The 17,215-nt window shown below is 46.4% G+C and carries 16 protein-coding genes; 3 read left to right on the plus strand and 13 right to left on the minus strand.

The window, feature by feature from the left end:
• Positions 1-58: 58 nt before the first annotated feature.
• From FSB75_RS11600 to FSB75_RS11625, 6 genes are all read right to left on the minus strand, one after another.
• The gene (locus FSB75_RS11600) at positions 59-1,006 is read right to left on the minus strand and encodes an energy transducer TonB (RefSeq protein ID WP_146787386.1); all 948 of its coding nucleotides are present in this window, start codon (positions 1,004-1,006) and stop codon (positions 59-61) included.
• A 19-nt stretch (positions 1,007-1,025) separates the two neighbouring features.
• Positions 1,026-2,771, minus strand: a complete 1,746-nt coding sequence (locus tag FSB75_RS11605) for a vWA domain-containing protein (RefSeq protein ID WP_146787389.1) — start codon at positions 2,769-2,771, stop codon at positions 1,026-1,028.
• A 152-nt stretch (positions 2,772-2,923) separates the two neighbouring features.
• Positions 2,924-3,472 (minus strand): hypoxanthine phosphoribosyltransferase, encoded by a 549-nt coding sequence (hpt, locus tag FSB75_RS11610; RefSeq protein ID WP_146787392.1) that lies wholly within the window; start codon positions 3,470-3,472, stop codon positions 2,924-2,926.
• Positions 3,472-4,668: a glucosaminidase domain-containing protein gene (locus FSB75_RS11615; RefSeq protein ID WP_146787395.1), complete on the minus strand. Its 1,197-nt coding sequence runs from the start codon at positions 4,666-4,668 to the stop codon at positions 3,472-3,474. Before FSB75_RS11615 ends, hpt begins: the two co-directional genes overlap by 1 nt.
• A 26-nt stretch (positions 4,669-4,694) precedes the next feature.
• Positions 4,695-5,339: an O-methyltransferase gene (locus FSB75_RS11620; RefSeq protein WP_146787399.1), complete on the minus strand. Its 645-nt coding sequence runs from the start codon at positions 5,337-5,339 to the stop codon at positions 4,695-4,697.
• Between the two features lie 23 nt (positions 5,340-5,362).
• Complete coding sequence (locus FSB75_RS11625) at positions 5,363-6,934, minus strand: sodium:solute symporter (protein WP_146787402.1); 1,572 nt, start codon at positions 6,932-6,934, stop codon at positions 5,363-5,365.
• A gap of 90 nt (positions 6,935-7,024) precedes the next feature.
• On the opposite strand from FSB75_RS11625, the gene FSB75_RS11630 reads away from it, so the two are divergent.
• Entirely contained in the window at positions 7,025-7,567 is a 543-nt protein-coding gene (locus tag FSB75_RS11630; RefSeq protein ID WP_146787406.1) for an LOG family protein, read from the plus strand.
• A gap of 14 nt (positions 7,568-7,581) precedes the next feature.
• Here FSB75_RS11630 and FSB75_RS11635 read toward each other — a convergent pair whose 3' ends face one another.
• Positions 7,582-7,767 (minus strand): hypothetical protein, encoded by a 186-nt coding sequence (locus FSB75_RS11635; protein ID WP_146787409.1) that lies wholly within the window; start codon positions 7,765-7,767, stop codon positions 7,582-7,584.
• Positions 7,768-7,984: 217 nt separating this feature from the next.
• Between FSB75_RS11635 and FSB75_RS11640 the strand changes: the two genes are divergently transcribed.
• Complete coding sequence (locus FSB75_RS11640; RefSeq protein WP_146787412.1) at positions 7,985-8,176, plus strand: hypothetical protein; 192 nt, start codon at positions 7,985-7,987, stop codon at positions 8,174-8,176.
• 72 nt (positions 8,177-8,248) lie between these two features.
• Here FSB75_RS11640 and FSB75_RS11645 read toward each other — a convergent pair whose 3' ends face one another.
• The 6 genes from FSB75_RS11645 to FSB75_RS11670 form a co-directional block, all read right to left on the minus strand.
• Positions 8,249-9,910 (minus strand): hypothetical protein, encoded by a 1,662-nt coding sequence (locus tag FSB75_RS11645; protein WP_146787415.1) that lies wholly within the window; start codon positions 9,908-9,910, stop codon positions 8,249-8,251.
• 190 nt (positions 9,911-10,100) lie between these two features.
• Positions 10,101-10,301, minus strand: coding sequence for a hypothetical protein (locus FSB75_RS11650; protein WP_146787419.1), 201 nt, complete (start codon positions 10,299-10,301; stop codon positions 10,101-10,103).
• Positions 10,302-10,551: 250 nt separating this feature from the next.
• A complete protein-coding gene (locus FSB75_RS11655; protein WP_146787422.1) occupies positions 10,552-11,943 on the minus strand; it encodes a polysaccharide biosynthesis C-terminal domain-containing protein in 1,392 nt (463 codons plus the stop codon).
• Positions 11,924-13,138 (minus strand): glycosyltransferase, encoded by a 1,215-nt coding sequence (locus FSB75_RS11660; protein ID WP_146787424.1) that lies wholly within the window; start codon positions 13,136-13,138, stop codon positions 11,924-11,926. The genes FSB75_RS11655 and FSB75_RS11660 overlap by 20 nt, the downstream gene beginning before the upstream one ends.
• Before the next feature lie 45 nt (positions 13,139-13,183).
• Positions 13,184-14,398, minus strand: coding sequence for an N-acetyl sugar amidotransferase (locus tag FSB75_RS11665; protein ID WP_227990565.1), 1,215 nt, complete (start codon positions 14,396-14,398; stop codon positions 13,184-13,186).
• The gene (locus FSB75_RS11670) at positions 14,335-15,324 is read right to left on the minus strand and encodes an NAD-dependent epimerase/dehydratase family protein (protein ID WP_146787427.1); all 990 of its coding nucleotides are present in this window, start codon (positions 15,322-15,324) and stop codon (positions 14,335-14,337) included. Before FSB75_RS11670 ends, FSB75_RS11665 begins: the two co-directional genes overlap by 64 nt.
• A gap of 317 nt (positions 15,325-15,641) precedes the next feature.
• Between FSB75_RS11670 and FSB75_RS11675 the strand changes: the two genes are divergently transcribed.
• On the plus strand, positions 15,642-17,213 hold the full coding sequence (locus tag FSB75_RS11675) for a sensor histidine kinase (RefSeq protein ID WP_172623126.1): 1,572 nt from the start codon (positions 15,642-15,644) through the stop codon (positions 17,211-17,213).
• Positions 17,214-17,215: the final 2 nt, after the last annotated feature.

Here is a 17,215-nt window from a genome sequence, read left to right on the forward strand (position 1 = left end):
CCATTGTAAAAAGAGCGACATCAACGTGTCGCTCTTTTTGTTTACAAGGATGTCTGTTTTATTGCTCCTGCTGCGAGAACGTGATGGGCTGCGTGTGATACGTTTTAATAGCCCGGTTGTGACTGATAGCCAGTTGCCACCGAGGCGATTTTTTGATGGCATCGTAAACGATTTTATCAAAGTCGGGGTGGAACGAATAAGTCACCATTGGTTCAACCACTTTGCCTTCCTCGTCAACCGCAAACCGAACGATCACCACAGCTTGGTTTGCGCCGGTGATTTTCCATTGCGAGGGAAAGTAAGCAGTGCTCTCTAAATATTTTTTCCATTTCTCGGCACTCTCGGGTTTTGCTTCGCGGTCCTTGTTGGTCGTGTCGCTTTCGGCCTGCCCGTTTTTATCAAAGTATTCCCTGTTTAATAGCTTCCCTTTATCATAAACTTCCACAGCGCTTAGCTGGCCGTTGTTATGGTAGAATTTCCATTTGCCGTTCAGTTTTTCACCAGCGCTGTACCAACCTGCCGACGAAGGATGCCCGTTCTGAAACCAGCTAACTTGTACACCGCTGCCGTCTTCATTCATCACCAGCGAATCTTGTATCATGCCATCGAAATACCAGCGCAGCGTTGTTCCAACAAGCCGACCATTTTTAAAATGAGAAGAATCGCTCATCATGCCGTTCTCGTGAAACCAAAGCCACAAGCCTTCCCGCTTGCCGTTTCGGTATTCACCCGTTCCCTCCAGTTGTTTGTTGGGATGATAATAAGCAAACTTTCCATGCGGGATCTTGTTTTCTTCGTCAAGATAACTGCCGGTCATTTGCGAATATTTCTCACGGATGTAGTAATCCACCCGTGTCCACAAACTGTCCTTCTTTTGAATGGCGGTATAATAGCGGGCATTTTCAGGCGCACAGGGCTTCCAGAGGTAGTCGAAATACTTTTCAAGTTTTTGTGCACAAGCAGCAGCGCACAAAAAGAGAAGCAGTAGGCAGAAAGCTGGTTTCATGTCTACAAATTAAAAAAAATCACTCTTCTTTTTTGCGCTTTTTTCCGTAAAGTTTTTTTGCCAGTTCCACCAATTCCAAAAATTCTTTTTGCGAAAAATTGTTCACATCTGCCGCAGGCTTTGCCGTGTTTAAGATTTCAGTCCACGAAACATCTTTTACGTATTTGGAACCGCGCAGCAAAGAACCAAACATGATCACAGCACTTGCAAATTTGTAAGGGCTTGCCAATTGATTGAAAGGCGTAAAAAATAACTGCGGCTGTTCGCTCATTTCGCAGGCCGTGTGGTTGGCCGTGTTCTGAAAACGCAACAAAAAATTTACGGGGTCGGTAAGGCTTTTTTGATACCCTTCCACGGGTACAATTTCAAAGGCCACAATCATGGAGTAAGCCGAACCCACTTCACCGCCTTCGATAACGGCGCTTGTGTCTTTCAGAGCGCCTACTTTGTTATCAAATCCAATAAGCCGGTATTGCTTCACGTATTGCGGGTTGAATTGCACCGAAAGAAAGGCATTGTCAGCCACGGTGTAAAGCGTTTGCATAAATTCCTTCATCAACACTTTTTCCGCTTCCCGGTAACTGTCAATGTAGGCAAAGTTCCCGTTGCCGCTTTGCGCCAGCGTTTGAATTTTTGAGTCTTTGTAATTGCCCATGCCGATGCCGAGGCAGGTAAGATAAATGCCGGCGTTCCGTTGCGCAATGATCATTTCTTCAAGGTCTTCTTCTTTTCGAAGGCCCACGTTAAAATCGCCGTCTGTGGCCAGTATTACGCGGTTATTACCGTCTTTTAAATAGTGGTTGCGGGCCATGCTGTAAGCCAACTTGATTCCCGATTCGCCCGGCGTACTTCCGCCGGGTTGCAGGCTGTCAATGACCTTGAAAATTTTTTCTTTTTCCGCTCCGCTGGTGGGCAACAGCGCAACGCCTACGGTACCTCCATACACCACAATGGACACCGAATCTTTTGCGCGAAGGTTGTTCACCAATCCTTTGAAACCGCTTTTCAGCAAAGGCAAACGGTTGGGCATGTCCATCGAACCCGAAACGTCAATTAAAAAAACAAGGTGCGTTTGCGGCACTTTGTCGAGCGGCAATTTCTTTGAGTTAATGTGCGCAAAAAGCAATTGGTTGTTCTTGTTCCAGGGACAAGCGGTAAGCGTTGTGGCAATCTCAAAAGGTTTGTCGCCGGGCGGTTCTTTGTATTCGAGATTGAAATAATTCAGCATTTCCTCAATGCGCACTGCATCGGGCGGGACGGTTGAATTCATGGTAAGGAAACGGCGAACGTTGCTGTACGAAGCACGGTCAACGTTCAGGCTTACACCGGTTTTTGGATAAGCCGAAGCGTTAATGAAATTGTTCTCGACGGTGCTGGTGTACGTTTCATCGCCGGCAAACCAACGCTGTTGTTCTTCACGTTTTAAATTTTGCGTAAAAGAAACAAGCCGACTGGGGGCAATGCTTTTTACCACCGTTACTTTTTTCAGCACGATGTCGTTGAACTTGCTGGCCCAAATGATGCGTTTTTCTTTTTGGTAACCTTCGCGAAAGATGGTCAATGTGTCCACCTTCATCGGTGTCATAATACCGAAGCCGCCGTCGCTGCCGCTCTTGTATAAATACCCGCTGCTGTGCAAAAGCATGGTCACGTTTTGCATCGGCGTTCCTCCGTCGTCCCTCACCTGCCCTTTGATATAATATTGTTGCGAAAGAGCAAGCAGTGGAAAGAGAAGCGAGAAAAGTATGTAAGCAAGTCGCTTCAAAGCAGTAAATCGGGGCAAAAGGTACGAAACAAAGAGAGGAAAAACGATAGCGGGATATTTGGATATTGCGATGTTCTACGGGAGTAATCCGTGTTGCAAAAAAGTTTGCGAAGAAGAAAGTGAAACACAAGGGCAATATCCTACTGTCACAATCACTCAATATCCTTTTCAGCCAATTGGTAAATTTCTTTCAGGTTACGGCCAAGACCGTCGTAGTCCAAACCGTAGCCCACCACAAATTTATCGGGGATGCTGAAGCCAACGTGATCTATCGGAATGGGAAATTGCGTGGCTTCGGCCTTGTGCAAAAGCGTTACAATCTTTAGCGATTTCGGTTGCTGGTGATGAAGTTTTGGAAGAAACTCGTGCAAGGTTCTCCCGGTGTCAACAATGTCTTCCAGGATCACTACATCGCGGTCAAACAAATCATCTTCCAGGCCAATGGCGGTAATGATGCGGCCAGTGCTTTTGGTACCGCGGTACGAGGCCAGCTTGATAAACGAAATTTCAGCATCTATCGTCAGGTGCTTAAACAAGTCCGAAGCAAACATGAACGAGCCGTTGAGAATGGCGATAAACAAAGGCCTTCTGTCTGCGTATTCTTTGTTCAGTATTCCGGCAAGCTCCGCTACTTTTTGCTGGATGGTTTCGCTGGAGAGATAGGTATCAAACGTTTTATCGTGCAGTTTTACGGTGGTCATTAGCGTGTTTTATTGATTCTGATTTGTTGGCCAATCTTAAGATCATTCGTCTCCATGTTGTTCCAGGCTTTTACATTGTCAACGTTTACGTTGTATTTTTTAGCGATGCTGTAAACCGTTTCTTTCGGTTCTACAACGTGCATGACGAACGCAGGCTGGCTTGCCGGCCCGTCCGTTTTGTACACCGCCAGTGTTGCCTTTGGCTTTTCGGCGGCCAGTTTCGGTGCAGAAGGCGCGGATGTTGTTAAGTACAACCTCTCGCCTTCTGCGGGTTGCGCATTGGGCGTAAGAAGATTGTATTGCAACAAACTTTCCAGGCGGATGCCTTCTGCTTGCGCAACGTCGTAAAGCGTTTCACCAGGAAGCATTGTGTGCGTTTCGTGTCCGCCGGATTTGCGTTTGCGTTGCAGGAATACAAGACCGTCTTCCTGCGCCACATCGCCGTCTTTCATGTCGTTGAATTCAAGCAGACGAGCAAGTGAAACACTGTTGTCTTCTGCTACTTTTAAGTAAGATGTTCCTTTGGAAATGAAAACAACTTTTGTGTCGTTGATTTTAAAAACGCCACTTGGATAAGCTGCCTTTGGCTTCTGCGCCACAGCGTTGCTGGCAATCGCGGTATTGATTGATTCAGATGATTTCGTCCATTGGGGGCTGTTTTCGTTCAACGGTTTTTTGCCCAAGGCAATCAGCGTGTAATCCTGCAAATTAAAATCCTGAATGAGCTTGATGAGGATTTGCGGATAGCGTGGGTTGGTAGCGTAGCCGGCCTTCTTCAAACCGTAAGCCCAGCCCTCATAATCCATCGGGTCCAATTTAAAAAGCGAAGCGTAATAAGGACGGGTGCGCAAGAAGTCTGAATGGTCGCGGTAAGAAACGGCGGGATCGTCGTATTTGCGAAAGCATTCCCCTCTTGCATCATCGTCGTGATAAACTTTATCACCGTCCCATTCTGTTTTGCATTTGATGCCAAAATGATTGTTTGATTTCAATACCAAATCGCTTGTGCCCGCACCGCTTTCATGAATGCCTTGGGCCAAGGTAATCGCCGCCGGCACGCCGGTACGCTGCATTTCTTCAATGGCGATGACTTTGTATTTGTCCACGTAAGCCTGCACGGTTTCTTTCGATTGTGCGAACGTGGTAAGCGCAGCAAGGCCCGCAAAAAAAAGGAGGAAGAGGATGCGTTTTTTCATCGGATGATTTATTCGTTTGGTTAACGTTATTCGTGCAGCTTTCGTATCAGAAAAATTCCGTCACGCAGGGGAAGCAACATTCTTTCTGCATCAATTCGCTTTGCCACTTCATCATTAAAAGCCTGAATGGCTTTGGCATTTTTGCCTTTGATTTCTGCTTCCAGAACCTGTCCGTGAAAGAGCACATTGTCCGCTAAAATAAAGCCGCCAGGTTTTACGAAAGGGAAAACAAGGTTAAAATAGGCTGTGTAGTTTTCCTTGTCGGCGTCAATGAAAACCAAATCCCACGCTTCGTCCAGTTCACCGACGATTTCCAACGCATTGCCGATATGTAAAATTATCTGTCCGGCGTAAGAACTTCGACGAAAATATTCCTGCGCCCTTGCTGCATCGTCTTCGCGCAGCTCTACCGTGTGCAATTTACCGCCGGGCTGCAAGCCTTTGGCCAAACACAAAGCACTGTAACCAGTAAAGGTTCCGATCTCCAAAATGCGCTGCGGTTTGATCATGCAGCTTATCATTTCCAAAAACTTTCCCTGCAAGTGGCCGCTGAGCATGTGCGAGTGCGCATGTTGCGTGTACGTGTATTGTGCCACTTCGTGCAACAGCGCATCTTCCGGCGAGGTGTATTTTTCGGCGTAAGCTTGTGCCTGTGGATGAACAATGTCCATGTGCGTTGATTTAGATTACAGGCTTACTCCATTTCAACCGCCGGCCTTTCGCTTCTTTCCGCGGTTAGTCTTGCGTTTCTATCGCCCGGTTTTGAAATAAGCAACAAACCCAGATAAGTAACAATGCCGTTGTAGAGCAAAAGCTCGGTACCAATTTTAAACTTGCCGAACAAAGAAGCCGAAAGCGATTTTACTCCGTCAACCCACGAGGCATCAAGTTTGATCTGCTTTTGCCACCATTCAATGTTGTTCACAAAATCAAGTCCCAGCATCAACAGCGGTGCAAGCAAACAAACGTAAAGCGCTGCTTTGTCGTTAATGGTTCGTTTGGTAAAAATACCAAAGGCAAACAAACCCAATAACGGTCCATAGGTAAAGCCGGCTACTTTTAAAATAATGTCAATAACTGATTTGCTGTTCATGGCCTTAAAGCCCATCACAATCAAAAAGAAAATGATGGCAAACGTCATGTGCACAGTTAGGCGAATGCGTTTGCGCTGGGCTTCGCTTAAATTTTCTCTTCGCTTTATTCCAAGCATGTCAATGCAAAAAGAAGAAGTCAGCGCCGTAAGAGCACCATCAGCACTTGGAAAGAGCGCAGAGATCAGGGCAATGATGAAGATGATGGAAATGGCCGCGGGCATCACGCCTTTCAGCGCAACGGTTGGAAACAAATCATCACCCGAAACCATAACGCCGTTTGTCTTGGCATACAAAAACAACACACCGCCCAGCAACAGGAAAAGGAAATTTACAAGAACCATGATAACGCTAAAGGTCATCATGTTTTTTTGCGAATCGCCGAGCCGCTTTACGCTGATGTTTTTTTGCATCATCTCCTGGTCGAGGCCGGTCATGCCAATGGTGATGAACATGCCGCCCAAAATGCTCTTTAAAAAGAATCCCGATGAAGCAACATCGGTATTAAAAATTTTGGTGAGTCCGCTTTGTCCCAACGCCTGCAACGTAGAACCAACAGAGTGGCTCATGTTGTTCATGATGTAAACAATGCAAACCACAAGGCCCAACAACATGAACGTCGTTTGCAAGGTATCGGTGTAAACAATGGTCTTTACGCCGCCTTCAAAGGTGTAAAGCAAAATCATGAGCAAGATGATGAAGGTGGCCACACCGAAGGAAATGCCAAGGTCTTTCAAAATAAAAATCTGCAACACGTTAATCACTAAATAAAGCCTTGCCGTTGCGCCCAGCGTTCTTGAAATGATAAAAAACAACGCACCGGTTTTGTACGACACCATTCCAAAGCGGTGCTGCAAATAATTATAAATTGAAGTAAGGTTCAGCCGGTAATAAAGCGGCAGCAAAACAAAAGCAATGACAACGTAGCCAATCAAGTAACCAATGACCACCTGAAAGTAAGAGAAGGCCGCCGAACCCACCGTTCCCGGCACACTCACAAACGTAACGCCGCTGAGCGATGTGCCAATCATGCCAAAGGCCACCAGCATCCAGTTGGAATTCTTGTTGCCGATGAAAAACGAATCGTTGTTGGAGTTGCGCGACGTGAAGTACGCCACCACCAGCAGTATTACAAAATAACCGATGACAAAGAGAAGCAACACCGAAGAACTCATGCGTTATGTTTTTGTAACGAACGGCCAACAGCGGCCGATTGTTTTGACGAAAGAAAAATTTGTCTTCCTTTTGCGGCACAAAATACTTCAATGGGTACGATTGGCAAACTGGCTATTTTTTGCGGCAGTAAAAGCGGTAATAATCCCTTGTTCGAGCAGCACGCCGTTGCGTTGGCAGATTTGCTGGCGCAGAAAAAGATTGAGTTGATTTACGGCGGCGGCAACAAAGGTTTGATGGGCATTGTAGCCAACACGGTGATGAAGGCGGGTGGAATTGTGCGCGGCGTGATACCGCAAGTGCTGAAAGATTGGGAGCACCAGCACGAAGGCATCAGCGAATTGTTTGTGGTGGAAGACATGCACGTGCGCAAACGAAAACTTTACGAACTGTGCGATGGCGCAGTGATTTTGCCCGGCGGCTTTGGAACGTTGGACGAGCTGTTTGAAATTCTTACCTGGAACCAGCTTTCCATCCACGACAAAAGAATTTTTATCCTGAACAGCGGCGGGTTTTACGATCACCTCATTACTCACATGCAAGTGATAGCAAACGAAGAATTTCTTTACGGGAATTTGAACGACAAGCTAACGATTATACAGGAGCCGGGGGAACTGACTGCCCATTTACAATAGGGAAGGCAGATATTTTATGCCTGGCTTACGGATTGCACAATCAAAAATTCCGGTTCAACGGAAAGGTATTGCATTTGCGAAGCATGCTTTTGCATCAGTTCACGTTTTAATGAACCCACATAACCCGGCTCGGTTATTTTTTCGGTATTCAGGCGTATTGTATCAATCATGTCGAAGCCGACGTACATTACCAATTCCATAGGATAAACAGAAGGATGATGCAAAAAAACAACATTCGCCTCTTGGATAAAAGCAAGCTCAGGAGAATTTCGGTTGGCTAAGTATTATTCATTATCCGGCTGCAATGAAAGTATTGAGTGCGTTGAAGATTGGTCGTAAAAGCCGTTTACCTGCGTATAAATTTTTGAATCAGGCTGCGGGGGTACGAAGATTGTAGCGATAACAAAAACAATTCTCATGAATAACAATAATCATCCGTCAAATAAAGGCGGGTCCGAAAGAACCGTTCAGCCAAAAACAAACACGCCGGAAAATCAACCTGCGGCAGAGCAATCGCCTAATGAAGAAAAAATTATCGGAATTGGCATGCCCGAAAACAAGGAAGAAATGGAAAAGCGAAAAGAAGACGCAAAAAAGATTGATCGCTAAGCTCGTCGCGTTTGTTAGAAAGAATTTTAAAACGGCTGCCCTGAACCCAATCCAAAGCAGCCGTTTGCCGCGTCAGTATTTTGTTGAAACAACAAAAGTTCCCCAAAAACCGCTGCTTTCGGCGTACTCGCCCACGGCCCATATTTTCGATGCGTCCGCCCCATCGCGGCCAATACCAAAATAATCACCCCAGCGTCCCGACGTGTGCGCACTTTCGCCAATCTTCAGCAGAGCACTTCCTTCCAAATCATTCAAAGGCGCCGTTACTCTTCTACCGGTAATGCGCAAGTGCGCAAACTCGGCGGCTGAGGAACGGCCAAATACTACAAAAGCGTTGCGGTTAATGTCGGTTTGAATAGCGGGATAAAAATAATAAGCACCCGACTGGCCAAAACCGTTTTGCTGGATCACACGTTTTGTCGGCACGTCTATCTCATACCACTGCACGGCGCTGCGGGCTTCGCTATCTCCCGACCAGGAAATTTTTGACGTGTGCGCCGCCCATATTCGCAACACACCGCCGGCGTTTTGATAGATGGCACTCAGTATCCGCGAATCATTTGTATTGATAGTGGTAGCACTTCCTTTTTGTTTTGCCTGCGGCGGCAAATCATAGCTTCGGCAAGGCACGCTTACTTTTGAAAGAGTAGGAGCGCCGCCGTCGCGCCAATAACGCAGCGGATCACTTAACGTCCATACGGTAAGGTTGCCGGCACTGGGCCAGATAGCGTTGACAAAATACGCATCGCCGGCGCCGATGCCGCGGTAATGAACGCAAGGCTGCACGGTAAAGGCAACCGATCCATTCGGATTTTTCAGGTTCCAGAAATCATACCAGCGCACCGGTGCACCAGCATACAATTCGCTTTTGTTCAGGATGCGAATTTTGGCGTATTGAAAACCACCGCCAACTTTAAATTGATTGCCCGAGATGTAAACCGCGTTCGGGTCCATGCCCAGCATGGGATAATCCTGCCAATTGGAAGTCGGGTTGCTGCCGTCAACGGCACTGTCTAATGCATACAGCCACCAGGCACCCATCGGGTCAGCGGTTTTGGTAACGGCCACGCAACACCACGAGCGGGCCGGTGAAGTTTGCGTAGCGGCAAAAATCATTAAGTAGCGTCCGTTGTAATGGTCCCAAAGAATGCGAGGGTCAAAGACTTTGACCGAGGCACCTGCGGGCAGTACTGGCGAGAAGAACGAACTGGCAACGGTGCGCCGCAACATGCTGCCTGTTTTGCTGTAAATCCTGAATTCGGCGTTAACGGCAACAATAACGTGCGAAGGCCCGGCGGCGCAAACGCAATCCGGTGGCACCCATCCGGTAGCGGGGATAGCTTCGAAGCCGGAGGTTACTGGTGGCGCTAAAGGTGCAGGGCCGGCCGCTGTAGCGGTGCCGTCTTCAGCCATTTCAAAGCCCTCGCCGGCAATTTCTTCATCGGCATCACCACTTGCGGTATCGGCTACCTTCAAAGCTGTTTTGGTATCGTTATCGGAACGTTCGGCGGCCTTTTGCAGTCTTCTGAATTCTTCAATGTCAACGGGGTACTTGTTCGTTTTCCACGAGGGCTTTTTCACATCGGAATTAATGAGGGTGCTGAGCATCTCCGGCGTAACAGTTGCCGGGTCATAAGTAGCAGCTTGCAATACGCGGGTAGAACCGGAGCCTCCGGAATAAGCCTGGTCGTGAACATCCGCAGCAGGTTTTGTTTCTTTTTTTCTTTTTGCCATAAATTTTTTTTTAAAGAGGTTAACGATGGATGACAAGCAGTGAAAGAAAGATGCGTACAATGCCTAAACTCAAAGGTGATTTATCGCTGTCTTTTGAGGCTTTCGTGTGCGAACAGCATTTACACGTCCGGTTAAAATTTTTCGGCTAATTAAACAACGCAGACGCGGGATAAAACCGTTTGAATAAAGGCTACGAAGGGTTCTTTCGGGGAGAAAGCAACACGTTGAAAAGGTAACTTATGAAGCCCCACGTAACGAGGAAGGCAAGGCATTCGAGAACGAAACTTCCGAATTTGTAAGCGGTTTCCGCCAGAATTAAAGAAAGAAGGAAGGAAGGTGTTTCGGTGGCCAGTAGTTTTTTCAGGCCGATGGTTTTGATAAGTGAAAACATACAAGTTGATTTTAAGGATTGACAATGGTTATTGCATCCTCATGAATACGTGTATGAAATCAGTAGAGTAAGATTGAAGAGCGGTTTGTTTCTCCGTCAGTTAATACCGAAGCTCAACGTCAACTACGAAGTAAGGAAAACTATTTTATAAATGCAAAGAATGAGAAAACTTTTCGAACAATCGTGCATGCATATTTAAGACAGAACGCTAACGGTAACGTTATTGCTTACCCGGCATAGGCACTGCGGATCACTTCCTCTTGCACAGGTAAAATACAACCGCAAAAAGCAACGGCGTGAAAACAAAAACATTCACAAGCAAAGGCAAGCGGTAAACGGCATAACTGCACACAACCGAAACGGCAAAAGCCAGCACAAAACTTCCTGCATGAATCCTTAAATGAAAATGCTTTTGCAACCAAACGAGCGAAAGAAAAAACACGGCTGCTTTGCAAAGACAAAAACTCAGCGCGGCGCCGTACAAACCCAGTTGCGGAACCAACAAAAAGTTGAACAACGAAATCAATACAAAACCCGAAAAAAACAGCACGAGGGAAAGATGCGTTTTTTGTGAACGATAAATGCCCAGCACCGTGAAATAATAAAACAGATCAAACACCCACCCCAAAAAAAAGAAAGGCAAGAACGCAGCGGCGTCTTGGTAAGATGCATCCGCAAAAAAAGTGATGAGCAAATTCTTAAACAACAAAAGAAAAGGCACAGCTAAAAAAGCGATGGTGGAAACAACACGGAATAAATTGGATAGTTCTTCTTCCGCACTTTCCTCGTTTAGCTTAGCTAAAGAAAAAGGCGTAAACGCAAGCACAAAAGCAGACGTACCAAAATTGACCAGTGAACCCAATTTGGCCGCCAGCACGTACGAAGCCAGTTTATCTCCGTACCCGAAATGAAGCAAAAAGAGCCGGTCAACAGAAGGCAACAATTGCGAAAAAAAAGCCGTAAGCGCAAACGGAAGCCCCAGGCGCAACAAGGTTTTGAGCAGTGTAGTGTTCACCGGCAAAACGGACGCAGTGAGTTGTTTCGCAACCAGCATTATTCCAACCAAGGCCGCAAGGCTTGTGCTTCCAATTATGCAATAAAATAACGCAGTAAGCCCGCCGTGAAAAAAAACAAGCGACAACCAAACGCTTGCAATGCTTACAATGCTTTGCAGGAGACAAAGCGTTGCGTATGCTGCTTTTCTTTTTTGCCAAAGCAAAAGGTTCAACGCATAATTGAGTGCAAGATGGCCTGGTAAAACAGCCAAGGCGAAATGCCACCACGAAGCAATAGCCACGTCGTTGGAAAACAACAAGCCGCCCCAGGTTTGTGAAAAAGGAAGAAGCAACGTAGCAAATACAAGTAAGCTGCCCACTTGAAGAAGAAAGGCATAGGTTGTTACTTGCCGTTTGTTAAACGAAGTTTTTTTCTCGTCAAAATAAAGTACCGAAGCCGCTGCATCTTGTCCCAGCACCACCAGCCACAAAAACACAACAACATAAGCAAAGGATACGTCGTAAATCTTCAAGGCTTCTTTTCCAAGATGACGCGTTACCAACGGAATGATGAAAAAAGGCGCAGCTTTCTGCACCGCATTCATCGCTCCGTAAAGCACCGAATCTTTAAAAAGATTTTTGACCATGCAGGGCTTTTTGCTTTGCTTCTATTAATTGCCCAATCTTCTGCAGTGGTTCCTGCACGCAATATTTTTCAAACCATGCACGCCCCTTGCATCCCATTTCTGCGGCAGCTTCTTTGTTTTGTGCAACGCTTTCCAATGCACGACAAATGCAGTCGGGTGAAGAGGCCTGAAACATTGGATAAAGCTCCGGGTATGCATCAGCAAGGTAGGCATCGTTGCGGTTGTGAATAAACGGCTTCGCCATGGCAAGCGTTTCCAATGCTACGCAGTAGGTGTTCCAGGCATAATAAAGTTCTCCCACTACTACATCGCTTGCTTTAATAAATAACATCAAATCTTTTCGAAGACTTTTGGGAAACCAGCGTACGTGTTCCTGCAATTTCAGTTCAGCAATTAATTTTTTTGTGCTTTCCACATCGTCGCCGTATTCAAACAAAAGCAGCTTCGTTTTTCGCAAAGAGTTATTGCTTAAGAATTGCGCATATCCCCTAATGAGACGATCGTTGCCTTTCATGTTCCAGGGGTCGCGCCGGTTCTTCCAAATCTGCCGAATGTGTTGCAGCACCAAAAGTTCATTTTGATTTCGCAATTCTTGCAACTCCGTAAAATGCGGATTCTTTTGCTCCTGTTGCAAAAGGCATTCGTCGTACTCCTTGCTGTAAAACAACGGCGGTGGATTTGTGATTCTGTTTCCCCTATACTTCAGCCGTTCAAAAACTTTATCGAATTCAGGATTTGTTTTGTCAAACAAGATATGCGGACTTTGACGAATGCCGCGCAGTTGATGCCAGGCCATAGTCCAATAAGAAAGCTGTCGCACAGGATGTACAAAGTGACTAAAAGGATAACGGTATAAATCTTCACCGTAAGGCACAAAGAGATCAATCACTCGGCCGGCTGCGTGCACAAAAGCCGGCGCTGCACCGTTGCCAATTAGAAAGTCATACGCCGCAAGATCCGCAGCGGCTTTTGTTCGCTTTTTTAGAAAGTGTGCAGGGTCTCCCCAATCTACTTGTTTAACGACCAGGCGATACTGACCTTCAAACGTATCGGCATGCGGACGAAAGTGCAAGGGCTCGTTGTCAAATATCAGGAGTTCGCAATCGTATCCTTCATCGGCCAGATAACGTGCCATCGAAAAATACATATTGTTCATGTTGCCCAGGATGCCGATTTTCATCGCGGTAAGGTTCATGTGTTGTTCGTAAATGCAACGATCAATTTCACTTCAAACGAATAGTTATGCGCCTTCGGTTTTTGATGTGTATTTAACGTAAAAGCTATACGTAACGAGCCCGGCTTTCATCAACAAATAAAACAAAGGCCTGAGTGTTTCAAAGCGCATCTTGTAGGTCTTGAAATTTTTGTAGGTTTTCGTTTCGCCCTGCATTACGGCTGTGTACTCCTGCATCGAAACTCCGATTCGTTTTAAAAAAAAGTCGCGCAATTCTTCTGTGCCCGTTACCGGTTGATTGTAAACGGCCAACGCTTCTTCCCGCGGCATTAAACCGTTGCGGGCGGCTGCAGCCAAACTCCAGTTGCGGTTATCGAAACCAAATTTTTGCGGCCGGTAAACCGCATACGTAAAAGCAGACAAGCGGTTTTCTAAATGGTGCCCGCCATAATACTCCCAGTCAAAGCTCTGTTGCAAAAAACATCTCGCTTCTTCTTTGGAATAATCAATGTACCAAAGCGGTCGAACTTTTTTTATTCGTTTTATAACCGTCCATTTTAAAAATGAAGCAAAGCTTAGGTTCGGAAAAGTTTTTAATTGTTTGCCGCTGCCAAATTTTTTGTGTACGTCTTTGATGTACTTGCCGTCGAAATAATTGTTGCCCATAGGCGATATGCCTTCGGTAATAAAAGAATGGCCTTCTAAGATGTAACGCACCTTTTGTTTAGCAGCACTGCGGTAAAGCACTTCGGCAAAAGCAATATCGGTAGGGCAATCCAGTTCGGGCACACCCGAAAAAAAGAAGGCCCGCGTGAGATCTTCCATTTCTTTGTTGTCAACCACGTAGGTTTCCAAATCTACGTTGAGTGCTGTTGTAACCTTGTGTATGTTCAGCGAAGCAATAGCTGAATTCCAGGTGTTGTCAAAATGAACGGCTAACGGGCGAAGCCCCCATTCCACGGCTTTGGCAAGCAAGAAAGAAGAATCGGTGCCGCCGCTTACTCCCACTACGCAATCGTATCGTTTGCCGCGTCCGTCTTTTTTTATTTGCGCAAGAATTTGTTGAAGTGAAAGAAGTCCCTTTTCCGAGCCTGTTCCGTATTGCTCTTTAATGGCGTCGGAAAGTTTGCAGTAATTGCAAACACCTTTTTCGTCGAAGGCTATCCGCGGCACGCTGTCGTTGTAAATACACCGACTGCAAATCTGTTGACTGCGGGTCATGCCGTCAAACTGTTTGATAGTACCGGGGGCGTACTTGTCTTTGTCAATTGCATTGCCCATTGCAAGGTGGCTTTTAAACCTTCTTCGATAGAAAAGACCGGCCGGTACTGGAATTGCTCCATTGCTTTTGCAACGCAAATGCAGCGGTTTCGAATGTTGTCGATGTCGCGGTTCTCTACGTGCTGAATGACCGAGCGGCTGCCGGCAAGTTTGATAACCGCTTGCGCCACTTCCAGTACGCTTGTTTGTACACCCGTACCGATGTTGTAATCTTCACCAATCGCTTTGGGATGAAAGGCGGCCGCTATGGTCGCGTTCACGGCATCGTTAATGTAGGTGTAATCTCTTGTTTGCAAACCGTCGCCGTGAACCTTGAGCGGTTCACCGGCCAAGGCAGCGGCCATAAATTTTCCGATGACGCCGCAATAAGGATTGGAAGGCGTTTGGTAATCGCCATAAATGTTTGAATAACGAAGAACCGTAACGGGCAAATTAAAAACGGCGTAAAAGGTTTTTGCATAAACCTCTGCCGAGTACTTACTTGCAGAGTAAAAGTTCAGAAAGCTTTTGGGATCGTCTTCCTGTACAGGCAGGATTTGCGGGTTGCCGTACACGGAAGACGTGGATGAATAAACCACACGCTTAACATTGTGTTCGAGACAGGCTTCAAATATGTTGTAGGAACCAATCACGTTTACGTTAAGGTCTCCGCATGGATCGTAGTTTGAAATAATGATGTTGCGGGAAGCCAGATGAAAAACAAAGTCCTTGCCTTTCACGCAATCGTTTACCAGGGATTTGTTTTCTACCGAACCGTGAATGAATTGATATTTGACACCGGCCAGGTTTCGTTCGTCGCCGGTAAAAAGGTCGTCCAACACGGTAACGGTAGCACCGTGTTTTTGCACTAGCGTACGGACAAGGTTAGAGCCGACAAAGCCCGCCCCGCCGGTAACGAGAACCTTCTTGTTTCGCAGGTTTACCATTACAGGAAGATAAGTAGTTTCGGTCTAATTGAAACTGCCCGGTTATCTCATTTTATAGTAGAAAATTCATTTCTTATCTCCGAATGCCTTCACCGAACAACCGACATAAGCGTTTAGCAATCAATTCTCCAATACCCAGCCTTGTTATCAACGCGGTTTTCATTTATCATTTTAAAGCGCCTGTCTTAATTTCCGAACAGCGCTTTTGTCTTTTTCTTTTGCGAATTGCAGAACAACAAATCTTACTCAGATAATCAACGAAAAGCTGTCAAAAATTTATAGGTTGAATGATAACTTCACCGCCGCAATCAATGAATATGGAAACCTTCGATCTTGAGCAGTTGTTTAGTCAGGCCCCTGTCGCTATCTGTATTGTTAGCGGCCCCAATTACAAGGTGGAACTGGTGAACGAACGAATGCTGGAGTTTTTGGGACGCACAAAAGAGATTATCGGGAAACCTTTGGGCAATAGCCTCACAGAGATAAAACAACAAGGCCTCTTAAACATCCTGGAACGGGTACAGCAAACCGGTCAATCCGTTTACCTTTCTAATTTTTCTGCCGTCATTATTATCAACGGCAAACGCGAGCCCCGCTATTTTGATTTGGTCTTTAAGCCATACTTTTTGCTTCCTACAGATAAAACGCCAAATGCCATTTTTTGCGTTGCCCACAACGTTACAGAGCAGGTGCTCGGGCTGCAAAGCCTGGAAGAAGAAAAACAAAGAACAGCCCTTGCGCTTGAAGTAGGTGAACTGGGCATCATCACCACCGACTGGAACGCCAACGTTGTGCGAGCCGACAAACGCACGGCCGAAATTTTTGAACTTGAAGACGGTTACACGGTAGATGGCTACATAAACCGCATTCACCCCGACGACCGGAAGCTGAGAGACAAGGCAGTCCTGAAAGGACAAGCCGATGGCAGTTTTGAGTTTGAGGCCCGTCTTCTGGTAGAAAGCGGCATACGGTGGGTACGCTGTAAAGGCATGATTCAAAAAAACGCAGACGGCCAAACAAAAGGCAGCTTTGCAGTGGTACAGGACATAACAGCCCAAAAAGAATTCACCTTAGCGCTGCACAACCGTGTAGAAGAACGAACGGCGGAATTGGAAGCGGCGACGACCTTGCTGCTACAGTCAAACCGTGAACTTTCCGAAGCAAACCAGCGATTGGAAGAATTTACACGAGCTGCGTCGCACGATTTAAAAGAGCCTGTGCGTAAAATGCAGATTTTCTCAAGCCGGCTTGGCGAGATTTTGCAGAACCGCCTTACGGGCGAGGAAAATCTTATGCTGCAACGATTGCAGCGAGCGGCCGAACGCATGTCCTTATTGGTAGATGACTTGCTGGCTTATTCGCAATTGGGCCAGGCGTCAATGAAAAAAGAAACCATTGATCTAAACCAGAAAATCAGAAGCATCCTGGAAGACCTTGAAGTGCTGATTAAAGAAAAATCCGCGATCATCGAAACGGAAAATCTGCCCACCCTTGAGGGATACCGCATACAACTTCAGCAACTTTTTCAAAACCTGCTTACCAATGCGTTAAAGTACACGAAGCCCGGCGTGCCTGCAAGGGTGAAAATCAATTCGCGAATGTTGACGGGAAATGAAGTTGCCATTCCGTTGCCGGCAGCGTCTCAACAAAAGCTTTTTCACTTAATCGAAGTTTCCGACAACGGCATCGGCTTTCACCAGCAGGAAGCCGAAAGAATTTTTCACGCCTTTACGCGGCTGCACGGCAACAAAGAATATACAGGCGCTGGCATCGGTTTGTCAATCGCAAAAAAAGTTATGGACATTCACGGCGGTTATATTTATGCCAAAGGCGAACCGGGCATAGGCGCCCGTTTTTGCCTGTTGTTTCCTATGGATAACGGAAAGTAAAG

The sequence above is a fragment of the Flavisolibacter ginsenosidimutans genome (assembly GCF_007970805.1).
GTDB classification, from domain to species: Bacteria; Bacteroidota; Bacteroidia; order Chitinophagales; family Chitinophagaceae; genus Flavisolibacter; species Flavisolibacter ginsenosidimutans.

What these genes read in the sequence shown, in the direction of transcription:
- FSB75_RS11670 (WP_146787427.1), bottom strand. Translation starts at nt 15,324, where the DNA reads ATGGTAAACCTGCGAAACAAGAAGGTTCTCGTTACCGGCGGGGCGGGC.
- hpt (WP_146787392.1), bottom strand. Translation starts at nt 3,472, where the DNA reads ATGACCACCGTAAAACTGCACGATAAAACGTTTGATACCTATCTCTCC.
- FSB75_RS11615 (WP_146787395.1), bottom strand. Translation starts at nt 4,668, where the DNA reads ATGAAAAAACGCATCCTCTTCCTCCTTTTTTTTGCGGGCCTTGCTGCG.
- FSB75_RS11660 (WP_146787424.1), bottom strand. Translation starts at nt 13,138, where the DNA reads ATGAACCTTACCGCGATGAAAATCGGCATCCTGGGCAACATGAACAAT.
- FSB75_RS11600 (WP_146787386.1), bottom strand. Translation starts at nt 1,006, where the DNA reads ATGAAACCAGCTTTCTGCCTACTGCTTCTCTTTTTGTGCGCTGCTGCT.
- FSB75_RS11630 (WP_146787406.1), top strand. Translation starts at nt 7,025, where the DNA reads ATGGGTACGATTGGCAAACTGGCTATTTTTTGCGGCAGTAAAAGCGGT.
- FSB75_RS11635 (WP_146787409.1), bottom strand. Translation starts at nt 7,767, where the DNA reads ATGGAATTGGTAATGTACGTCGGCTTCGACATGATTGATACAATACGC.
- FSB75_RS11620 (WP_146787399.1), bottom strand. Translation starts at nt 5,339, where the DNA reads ATGGACATTGTTCATCCACAGGCACAAGCTTACGCCGAAAAATACACC.
- FSB75_RS11640 (WP_146787412.1), top strand. Translation starts at nt 7,985, where the DNA reads ATGAATAACAATAATCATCCGTCAAATAAAGGCGGGTCCGAAAGAACC.
- FSB75_RS11675 (WP_172623126.1), top strand. Translation starts at nt 15,642, where the DNA reads ATGGAAACCTTCGATCTTGAGCAGTTGTTTAGTCAGGCCCCTGTCGCT.
- FSB75_RS11665 (WP_227990565.1), bottom strand. Translation starts at nt 14,398, where the DNA reads ATGGGCAATGCAATTGACAAAGACAAGTACGCCCCCGGTACTATCAAA.
- FSB75_RS11655 (WP_146787422.1), bottom strand. Translation starts at nt 11,943, where the DNA reads ATGGTCAAAAATCTTTTTAAAGATTCGGTGCTTTACGGAGCGATGAAT.
- FSB75_RS11645 (WP_146787415.1), bottom strand. Translation starts at nt 9,910, where the DNA reads ATGGCAAAAAGAAAAAAAGAAACAAAACCTGCTGCGGATGTTCACGAC.
- FSB75_RS11650 (WP_146787419.1), bottom strand. Translation starts at nt 10,301, where the DNA reads ATGTTTTCACTTATCAAAACCATCGGCCTGAAAAAACTACTGGCCACC.
- FSB75_RS11625 (WP_146787402.1), bottom strand. Translation starts at nt 6,934, where the DNA reads ATGAGTTCTTCGGTGTTGCTTCTCTTTGTCATCGGTTATTTTGTAATA.